Source organism: Nitrospirota bacterium (genome assembly GCA_016214385.1).
Classification (GTDB): Bacteria; Nitrospirota; Thermodesulfovibrionia; order UBA6902; family JACROP01; genus JACROP01.
In genome coordinates this window covers 1-9,656 of sequence record JACROP010000064.1, presented here as the reverse complement: position 1 = coordinate 9,656, position 9,656 = coordinate 1, and the positions used below count along the sequence as shown (strand labels likewise).

At 42.2% G+C, this 9,656-nt stretch carries 8 protein-coding genes; 5 read left to right on the top strand and 3 right to left on the bottom strand.

The genetic code is table 11. From position 1 onward, the window contains the following. The 3 genes from HZC12_03965 to HZC12_03955 all read right to left on the bottom strand — a co-directional run. On the bottom strand, positions 1-151 hold a 151-nt coding region (locus HZC12_03965), incomplete at its 3' end, for a hypothetical protein (protein MBI5025883.1). Positions 152-167: 16 nt separating this feature from the next. After that, positions 168-680 carry a CBS domain-containing protein gene (locus tag HZC12_03960; GenBank protein ID MBI5025882.1) on the bottom strand — a complete coding sequence of 171 codons (513 nt, stop codon included), beginning with the start codon at positions 678-680 and terminating at the stop codon, positions 168-170. A 17-nt stretch (positions 681-697) separates the two neighbouring features. Then, positions 698-1,381, bottom strand: coding sequence for a GntR family transcriptional regulator (locus tag HZC12_03955; GenBank protein ID MBI5025881.1), 684 nt, complete (start codon positions 1,379-1,381; stop codon positions 698-700). A gap of 438 nt (positions 1,382-1,819) precedes the next feature. On the opposite strand from HZC12_03955, the gene priA reads away from it, so the two are divergent. The 5 genes from priA to HZC12_03930 all read left to right on the top strand — a co-directional run bounded on the left by priA (position 1,820) and on the right by HZC12_03930 (position 9,557). Beyond that, positions 1,820-3,805, top strand: a complete 1,986-nt coding sequence (priA, locus tag HZC12_03950; GenBank protein ID MBI5025880.1) for a primosomal protein N' — start codon at positions 1,820-1,822, stop codon at positions 3,803-3,805. Between the two features lie 344 nt (positions 3,806-4,149). Next, a complete protein-coding gene (locus tag HZC12_03945; GenBank protein MBI5025879.1) occupies positions 4,150-5,028 on the top strand; it encodes a phosphoribosylaminoimidazolesuccinocarboxamide synthase in 879 nt (292 codons plus the stop codon). A gap of 17 nt (positions 5,029-5,045) precedes the next feature. Continuing rightward, positions 5,046-6,506 (top strand): phosphoenolpyruvate carboxylase, encoded by a 1,461-nt coding sequence (locus HZC12_03940; GenBank protein ID MBI5025878.1) that lies wholly within the window; start codon positions 5,046-5,048, stop codon positions 6,504-6,506. Between the two features lie 54 nt (positions 6,507-6,560). Next, positions 6,561-6,866 carry a zf-TFIIB domain-containing protein gene (locus HZC12_03935; GenBank protein ID MBI5025877.1) on the top strand — a complete coding sequence of 102 codons (306 nt, stop codon included), beginning with the start codon at positions 6,561-6,563 and terminating at the stop codon, positions 6,864-6,866. Between the two features lie 45 nt (positions 6,867-6,911). Next, positions 6,912-9,557 carry a cation-translocating P-type ATPase gene (locus tag HZC12_03930; protein MBI5025876.1) on the top strand — a complete coding sequence of 882 codons (2,646 nt, stop codon included), beginning with the start codon at positions 6,912-6,914 and terminating at the stop codon, positions 9,555-9,557. Positions 9,558-9,656 lie beyond the last annotated feature (99 nt).

Below are 9,656 nucleotides of genomic sequence, written 5' to 3'. Positions count from 1 at the left end.
CTTGAGGCATGTAATAAACTGTAAGGAAAAGGCCCAGTCCTAACAAAATAAAAAAAACCCTTTTCCAGTCAATCTCGGATATATGGGGTATAATCCTTGCTTGTAAGGCTGCTTTTGTAACATCCTGTTCGTGCCTATCTTTCTCCGGCATGACCATCCTCCTTCAGCTAATCACATTGCTTTAGTATCGTATTGAGAATATTCACTAACCGTATCACCCCTACAACAACACCCCTTTCAATGACCGGCAAAGCATTAATGTCCTCTCTTAGCATCAAGAATATCGCCTTCAGGACAGGGTCATCGGCCTCTACAGTAATTATCTTAACAGGGCGGTCCAATATCTCACTGAGGGGTTTCTGCATCTTCTTTTTACAGTCCCTGAGAAAGGAATTCTGCCACAGAATTGCCAGTGAAGCATCATCGGGCGGACAGTAGCCTTCATATTTTTGGGGGCAGGTTGTTCTAAAAAATCCTGGCTCCACACTTTTGAGCAGATCCCGCAGTGATAAAAAAGCCACAAGGTGGAATCTCTCATCAAAAACGAGGATATGGCGGTATCCCCTGTCGGCGACACTTCTGAGTTCAACCAACGCCTCCTCAATGGTAGAGCTGTGGGGTATGTGCGGATATTCCTCAATTGGGGTCATAAAATCTCTAACCTTCATTTCACCTTCCATAAAATCCTCCTTTATTTCTACCTTATTCTTTCGAACTCTGTCTGAAACTTATACCTATCACTTCTGCCCTGAAGTTTTGTATAAGCGACCGGAGTGCCGTCTGAGGTGAGAAAAAGCCTGTGAATAACAAGGACAGGGACACCCTTTTTAATTTCAAGATTCTTCGCAAAGTCACTTTGAACCTCTGAAATCTCAATGGTCTGTATCATCTTGAATATCTTTTTTGTTCCTTTTTCCTGAAGAACCGAATATAGCGAACTATGGGTAATATCGAGCTTCTCGATATAGGGGAGCATCTGGTAAGGAATAAATGCCTCTTCTATGTATGCCGTCTTTCTGTCAACAATCCTTTTGCTCAGGATATAATATATCCTGTCATCTGTTTTCAGGTAAGACCTTATCTCAGAAGACGGCTCTTTTATACCTTTAGACAATATCTCTCTATTTAGTTTCACTTCCTTTCCAAACATCTCTTCTGTAAGCCTTGTCTTCATGGCAAGCCCTGAGTAAGGCGAGGTAGCAGTTACAAAAGTTCCCTTTCCCTGAATCTTTATAAGGTAACCTTCTGAAACAAGGTTATTTATTGCCTGCCGCACAGTGATTTTACTGATGTTGTATTGCTGACAGAGCTCGTCTTCTGTTGGTATTTGCTTCTCCGGTGCCCATTCGCCAGAACAGATTTTCTGCAAAAAAATCTTCATAAGCTGTAAATAAAGCTTTTCCTGTGTTAGTCTATCAATTAACATATTGTCATAATATTATAATGAATGCGAAAAAGCAATAAAAATTTGGCTCTTCTGCAGCAGCTAAGTTAGATTTGAATCAGAAATTAGATGACCAGAGATCCTCAGAAATTATAGAAAATTGATGTTGTCTTATTGCGTATAAAAGTGTTATAAGAAAACATGTGTTTACCTGTTACCCGAAAGATGCATTAAAGAAAACCACAGAGACACAGAGGCACTGAGGGATATAAAGAAAACCACAGAGACACAGAGGCACTGAGGGATAAAAAGTGAAGATATGTTTTAAAAATTCTCTGTGTCTCTGTGCCTCAGTGGTTATTCTTATCTCTGTAGTTTTATTAAAATTTATCTCTGTGTCCTCTGTGGTTAATTGCATTTTTCAAATTTATTGATATGTACTGCCTTGTTTTATTTCCAATAGATTCAGAGGCCTTTATATATGTAGTCCCTCAATATCTGGCGTCTCAGGTAAAAATAGGCGCAAGGGTCATTGTCCCATTTAAAAACAGTAAAAAGATAGGGGTTATAGTTGGATTTGAAAACGTTATAAAAAAACGTGAGGGAATTATTTTAAAAGAGATAGAGGCGGTTCTTGATGAGTCTCCCCTTTTATCAGAAAACCTCATAAAGCTTATCCATTGGGTCGGGAATTACTATATTTCTACCTCAGGTGTGGTTTTGAAAAATGCCCTTCCTGCAGGAGTTCTTGAAGGCAAAAAATATAGAAAGCCCCGGGTTACAGAGTACCCTGGCCTTGCTCCGCAAAGCTGGGCGGGCAGAGAACAGAGGCTTGAACTTACCACAGAACAAGAAAGTGCCCTGATGTCCATTACTAATGTTGATTCAGGCGTTTTCCTTTTGCATGGTGTTACCGGAAGCGGCAAGACTGAGGTTTATATGAGAGCTATCGAAGCCCTTCCAGAAGGTGCTGAGGCATTAGTGCTTGTACCTGAAATTGCCCTGACTTCGCAGATAGTTGACAGATTCAGGAGCCATTTCGGAGAAGCAGTTGCAGTACTCCATAGCGGTTTAGGGGTAGGGGAGAGGATAAAAGAGTGGTGGAGGATAAGAAAGGGCGAGGTAAGGGTTGCTATTGGAGTAAGGTCTGCGGTCTTTGCACCATTTATGAAACTGGGACTCATTGTCATAGATGAAGAACATGAAGCTACATACAAACAATCTGAGGGACTGAGATATAACGCAAGGGATGTTGCGCTTGTGAGGGCAAAAATTGAACCGTATCGACCAAAAATCATCCTGGGTTCTGCAACCCCATCAATGGAGGTTTGCTTTTCCACCAGGGGAGGGCCGTTCGGAAACTCGAAGCGAGTCTTCGCTGAGAGTCGCTACGACAGGGAAGGGAATATTTTCTATCTGGGACTCACGAAAAGGATTGACAGCAGGCCGATGCCTGAGGTCCAAGTCCTGGATATGAAGATAGAAGAGAAAGAGACTCCTTTTTTTTCAAAAAAAATTGTAGAAGCTTTAAAAGAAGCTCATATAAAAGGACACCAGGGCATTCTTATGCTTAACAGGAGAGGATATTCGCCTTTTATTATCTGCGGAGACTGCGGATACATATACAGATGCCCTCATTGCAGCATTACCCTTACGTACCATAAAGATAAAAGGGCTCTTAAATGTCATTACTGTGGATTGTCGCTTATCCCTGATGAAAAATGCCCCAAATGTGGAGGAATAAAATTCAGGTATATCGGCCTGGGTACTCAGAGAGTTGAAGAAGAATTGAGAGAGTTATTCCCTGAATTACATCTAAGACGTATGGACAGGGACACTACCAGAAGAAAGCTCTCCCACTACAGGATTATAAAAGAAATGGAGAATGGCGCTACAAATCTCCTTATCGGCACCCAGATGGTTGCCAGGGGCCACGACCTTCCTTCTGTTACGGTTGCAGGAATTGTCTTTGCAGATATGGCATTGAATATTCCTGATTTTCGTTCTGGTGAAAGGGCCTTTCAACTTTTTACCCAGCTTTGCGGAAGGGCAGGCCGGGGACTGTACCCGGGCAGGGTGTTTATACAGACATATGAGCCTGAACACTATGTATTTGAATACGTTAAAAATCATGATTATGCAGGTTTTTATAAAAAGGAGATAAATCTCAGGCGCGAGTTAGGATACCCCCCTTTTAACCGCCTGATAAGAATTATCCTTAGCAGCAGGGATAAAAAGGTATTTGATGAGATTATTGAAGATTTAAGATTTAAAATTAAGGATTTGAAAAACTCTAAACCTCAGGCTCCATTCAAACTCCCTGAAATCCTTGGCCCTGTTCCTGCGCCGATGGAAAGGCTTAAAGGTTACTGGCGCTGGCATCTTTTATTAAAAGGAAAAGATAGCAAGATTCTCAGATAAAAAGGAAAAGATAGCAAGATTCTCAGATATTGTGCCCATGAGATTATAAAAAAAGTAAAAGGCCGGAAGACTTTAAGAATTGATGTGGATGTAGATCCGGTTAACCTGCTTTGAAACCCTCTCAGCGGGTTCAAGTTTGTAACTCAGTTACGAGTCGCAACGACTTGAACCCGAATATTTTGTGACTCAACTGTAATTTCCTTACTGATGGCATAATGCGATTTATTTTATCAAACTTAAGGGTTCAATTTGCAAAATTGAACCCACGATGAGATTCGGGTTGTAGTGCAACAGGGGCTTTTGATAAGATTACATACTAAGATTAAAAGACTGAAGGAGGACCAATGGAAAAAATTATCCTGAAAACCGAGATGCCTGATGTTGGGACTCCAAGACGCGGGAAGGTCAGAGACATCTATGACCTCGGAAAATATTTGCTCCTTGTTGTTACAGACAGGATTTCTGCCTTTGATGTTGTCCTTCCAAACGGCATACCAGGGAAGGGAAGGGTGTTAACGCAGATATCTATTTATTGGTTCAAGCAGATGGAAGATATTATCGAAAACCATATAGTGGCTACAAAAGTTGAGGACTTCCCTGAAAAACTGCATAAGTATGCTGATATGCTTGAAGGCAGAAGCATGCTTGTGAAAAAAGTAAAGCCAATGCCAGTAGAGTGTATTGTGAGAGGCTATCTCTCAGGCTCTGGATGGAAAGAATACAAAGAGAGTGGAACTGTCTGTGGCATAAAACTTTTAGAAGGGCTTGTGGAATCCTCCAGGCTCGATGAACCGATTTTTACACCGAGCACAAAGGCAGAGGAAGGGCATGATATAAACATATCTTTCGTGGAGATGAAAGGTATTGTTGGAAATGAAATGGCCGAGAAATTGAGAGATACGAGTATCAGGATATACTCAAAGGCAAGGGTCATGGCAGAGAAAAAGGGCATAATTATTGCGGATACTAAATTTGAATTTGGTATTCACGATGGTGAACTTATATTAATAGATGAGTTACTAACGCCTGACTCATCCCGTTTCTGGTCTATAAAGGATTATGCCCCTGGCAGAAGTCAGGATAGCTATGATAAGCAGATTGTGAGGGATTATCTCCTCACGCTTGACTGGAACCAGACTTATCCTGGACCTGCGCTTCCAGATGAGATTGTTGAGAAGGCTGCTCAAAGATACAGAGAGATACTTGAGATATTGACAGCATGAGAGTTGTGAATAGGACAATGAAGATTCCAAGGGTGATGTCTACTCAGCATCCTGATAATGTCCAGCTCCCCTTCTTTGCAGAGAGTCAGGACATGTCAGGGGATGATGAGATACAGGAGGCATATTATGCCTTCTCACATCTCGGGTGTGACGAGCAGATGTGGGACTGCGAGGGCAAGGAGGTTGATGATTTTGTAGTCAGAAAGCTACTTACAAAATATGAGCACTTTTTCATGGAGAAGATACTGGGCCAGGATGTCTTTTTAACCCTCAGAGTCCCGAATCCAGACATAGAAAAAGAGGAGGCAAAGGTTCTTATCGAGACCCTTGAGAGCATACCACGTTCTTGCGATGCAGCGAAACTATTTTATAAAGAGGATATTTCACCAATTTTCGAGATAATCCTGCCCATGACAACATCATCCGAAAGCCTGAACAGGATATATCACTATTACAAGGATTTCGTTGTGGGAAAGCAACATCTACCATTTTATTCAGGGGATATTACCATTTCAGATTGGATCGGTGAGTTTAAACCGGATAAGGTAAATGTGATACCCCTGTTTGAAGATAAGGAGCATATGCTTGAGGCCAATAATATCATGAAAAAATATCTCAAGAATAAAGATATAAAACAGCAGAGGGTCTTCTTAGCAAGGTCTGACCCTGCAATGAACTATGGTATGGTGAGTGCTATTCTCTGTAACAAGATTGCGCTCCAAAGATTAAGAAGGCTCTCTGAGGAAACAGAAACTGAAATATATCCGATTCTTGGAGCTGGCTCAGCGCCTTTCAGAGGGCATCTCAAACCCGAGACTGTAGAAATGGTGCTCAATGAGTATACGGACGTGCAGACCTTTACTGTGCAGTCAGCATTTAAATACGATAACCCTGTCCCTGCTGTTGTTGAGGGCATTAGAAAACTCAAGGATACGCCACTGAAAAAAGGTCTCAAAGTCGACGAAAAAAAATGCCTTGAGATAATCAGCAAGGTATCAGCGGAGTATTCGAGACAGATAGAATTCATTGCACCCGTTATCAATTACATTGCTGACTTTATCCCGAGGAGGAGGATGCGCAAACTCCATGTGGGATTGTTCGGGTATGCAAGAAGCATTGGCAGAATAAAGCTTCCACGTGTCATCGGTTTTTGTGCCGCCTGTTATTCTATAGGGCTGCCTCCTGAGATCCTTGGCCTGAATGCTTTAAGCAAAGATGAAATGGATTACCTTAAAACCGTCTATGTGAATTTAGATTTTGATATGAAAACGGCAATGTCATATTTCAATGAGGATGTGTTTGCTTTGTTCCCTGCTGGAATAAAAAAATCTTTAGCGATAGGATGCTGTGAATATGAGACTTCAGAAGAACATAAGAATGTTACATCAAGGATTATTAAGGCCATAAAGAAGGATGAAAGTAGGAACCTGCAAACAATGATTGTTGAGGCTGCACACATCAGGAGGTTTTTGGGATAACGCAATTATTAACGCATCCATGAAGATGCAAATACTTTAAAAAAGGAGATTACCATGTCATTGAGACCAAGTGAAAAGGAAGAAGAATATTTTGCAAGGATGGAATATGAAACGAGGAAGAAGCTTGAAGAAGAGAAACATAAAGTACTGGCAGAGGAAGAAAAGAAGAGGCTAAAAGAACTCCATTTCATGTATTGCCCAAAATGCGGGATGAAGTTAATCGAGATTGACTACAAAGGGATAAATATTGATAAGTGCTCAGAGTGCGAGGGCATATGGCTTGATGCCGGAGAGCTTGAGGCTGTATCAAAGTTAGAGAAGTCAGGACTTGATAAGTTGTTCGGTGTATTTAAAAAATAATTATTTTAAAGGATCCAAGGGTTTGAGTGGGTTAAAAGGAGTATCATGCGCTGGCATCAGAAGGACATAGAAGAAGTCATTGAACACCTGAAGTCTTCGCCACAGGGTCTCTCTATGGATGAGACTAAGAAGCGGCTTGAGGAGTACGGGCCTAATGTTTTAAAGGAGAAAAAGAAGAGGACCCCTTTTATGATGTTCCTCGACCAGTTCAAAGACTTCATGATTTTAGTCCTTATGGCTGCTGCAGTTGTTTCGGGATTAGTTGGTGAACCAAAGGATACCATAGCCATAATTGTGATAGTAATCCTGAATGCGATTATCGGCTTTGTTCAGGAATACAGGGCAGAGAAGGCAATAGCGGCTCTGAAGATGATGGCTGCACCAACTGCAACTGTTTTAAGGGATGGGATGCCGGTCAATATTCAGGCATCTGAACTTGTGCCTGGAGATATAGTCCTCCTTGAGGCAGGCAAGGTCGTGCCAGCAGACATGAGGCTTATAGAGGTTGCCCAACTTAAGGTTGAGGAGGCACCACTCACAGGTGAATCAGTGCCTGTAGATAAACACATCAAGACACTTCATGATGAGATGATGCCTCTTGGAGACAGGAAAAACATGGCTTATAAAGGCACTATTGTTCCTTATGGTCGCGGCACTGGGGTTGTCGTTTCAACAGGGATGGACACAGAACTCGGAAAGATTGCAACAATGCTTCAGGAGGAAGAAGAAGTTAAAACACCCCTTCAGAAGAGGCTTACAAAGTTTGGGCAGAGACTTGCTATTGCTGTCCTTGCCATATGCGCAATAGTCTTTGGTATCGGCCTGCTCAGAGGAGAACCGCCAGCTTTAATGTTCCTTACAGCTATTAGCCTTGCAGTTGCTGCAATACCAGAGGCACTTCCGGCTGTTATTACAATCTCCCTTGCCCTTGGCGCAAAGAAAATGGTCAAACAGAACGCCCTCATAAGAAAACTTCCGGCAGTCGAGACACTCGGCTCTGTTACCTACATATGCTCTGATAAAACAGGTACACTCACGCTGAACAAGATGACTGTTGAGGAGATATATGTGAATGGAGAAATAGTGAAAAGTGAAAAGTTAAAAGTTAAAAGTGAGGAAACAGAAAAACTTTCAACTTTCAACTTTCAACTTTCAACTCTATTCAGAGCTATGGCGCTTAACAATGATGCTGCGGTGGATAAAGATGGCAAGATCATTGGCGATCCCACAGAAATAGCCCTTTATATGGCTTCTGAGGAGGCGGGTGTTAGAAAGCACGACCTCCTCGTAGAGCATCCTCGATTAGCTGAGATTCCTTTTGATTCTGATAGAAAATGCATGACGACTTTTCATAGAGACCCAGAAGGTGGAATTATATCTTTCTCCAAAGGGGCCATTGAAGTCTTGATAGATAAATCCACTGGCATGTTAACAACCGAGGGCGTAAAGGATATAGATAAAAAAGAGATTCACCGTGTAAATGATAGGATGGCTGCTGATGGACTGCGTGTGCTTGGAATTGCTATGAGGAGATGGGATGACCTGCCTGCTGATATGACTCCAGCGAATGTTGAGGCAGAACTTACGATTTTGGGGCTTGTTGGAATAATGGACCCACCGAGAGAAGAGGCAAGAGAGGCTGTAGCCATTTGCAAATCGGCTGGCATAAAGCCTGTAATGATTACAGGAGACCATCCCATAACAGCAAGGGCAATCGCAAAAAGGCTTGGCATACTTGAGGATGACTTAAAGGCGATAATCACAGGAAGGGAGCTTGAAAAGTTATCACTGGAAGAATTTGAAGAAAAGGTTGAACACGTAAGAGTCTATGCTCGTGTTGCACCTGAGCAGAAGCTCAAGATTGTGAAGGCACTCCAGGATAAAGGACAGTTTGTGGCCATGACAGGAGATGGTGTAAATGATGCCCCTGCCTTAAAGAGAGCTGATATAGGCATTGCTATGGGCATAACAGGCACTGATGTCTCAAAAGAGGCGTCGCATATGATACTCATTGATGACAACTTTGCAACTATTGTAAAGGCTGTGAAGGAAGGGAGGAAGATATATGACAATATAAGGAAGTTTGTAAAATATCTTCTTACAACGAATTCAGGTGAGATATGGACACTCTTCCTTGCACCGCTTGTCGGACTTCCAATCCCCCTTTTACCAATTCATATACTCTGGATAAATCTTATGACAGATGGTCTCCCTGCACTTGCCCTTTCTGTTGAGCCTGAGGAGGGTGATTTAATGAAACGACCTCCGAGGCATCCAAAAGAGAGCATATTTGCCCATGGGCTTGGACTTCATGCAATCTGGGTTGGACTATTAATGGCAGGCATTGTCCTCTTTGTTCAGGCATGGTCTATCAAAACAGAACATGCCCATTGGCAGACAATGGTATTTACAGTGCTTTGTTTAACTCAGCTTGGTCATGTCCTTGCCATAAGGTCAGAGAAGGAGTCTCTCTTTAAGATAGGATTATTCACAAATAAACCACTTCTCACAGCAGTGCTGCTGAGTTTTGTCTTCCAGATGGCTACTATTTACATACCTGCCTTGAATCCCATTTTCAAGACAGAGCCTTTGAGCCCTGGCGAGCTTATCTTTACGCTTGCCCTGTCGTCTGTGGTATTTGTTGCAGTTGAAATAGAGAAGTGGTGGAAGAGGACTCGTAGAGCAGAATAGCATCTAAAAAATCCCGCTTAAAATTCCAGGAGTTCCCCCAGAAATAGGGTATAACCGAGGATAAGTCTTTAAGAGAAAAGCAAAAACTGTTATTACGAA

What these genes read in the sequence shown, in the direction of transcription:
- HZC12_03960 (MBI5025882.1), bottom strand. Translation starts at nt 680, where the DNA reads ATGGAAGGTGAAATGAAGGTTAGAGATTTTATGACCCCAATTGAGGAA.
- HZC12_03955 (MBI5025881.1), bottom strand. Translation starts at nt 1,381, where the DNA reads ATGAAGATTTTTTTGCAGAAAATCTGTTCTGGCGAATGGGCACCGGAG.
- priA (MBI5025880.1), top strand. Translation starts at nt 1,820, where the DNA reads ATGTACTGCCTTGTTTTATTTCCAATAGATTCAGAGGCCTTTATATAT.
- HZC12_03945 (MBI5025879.1), top strand. Translation starts at nt 4,150, where the DNA reads ATGGAAAAAATTATCCTGAAAACCGAGATGCCTGATGTTGGGACTCCA.
- HZC12_03940 (MBI5025878.1), top strand. Translation starts at nt 5,046, where the DNA reads ATGAAGATTCCAAGGGTGATGTCTACTCAGCATCCTGATAATGTCCAG.
- HZC12_03935 (MBI5025877.1), top strand. Translation starts at nt 6,561, where the DNA reads ATGTCATTGAGACCAAGTGAAAAGGAAGAAGAATATTTTGCAAGGATG.
- HZC12_03930 (MBI5025876.1), top strand. Translation starts at nt 6,912, where the DNA reads ATGCGCTGGCATCAGAAGGACATAGAAGAAGTCATTGAACACCTGAAG.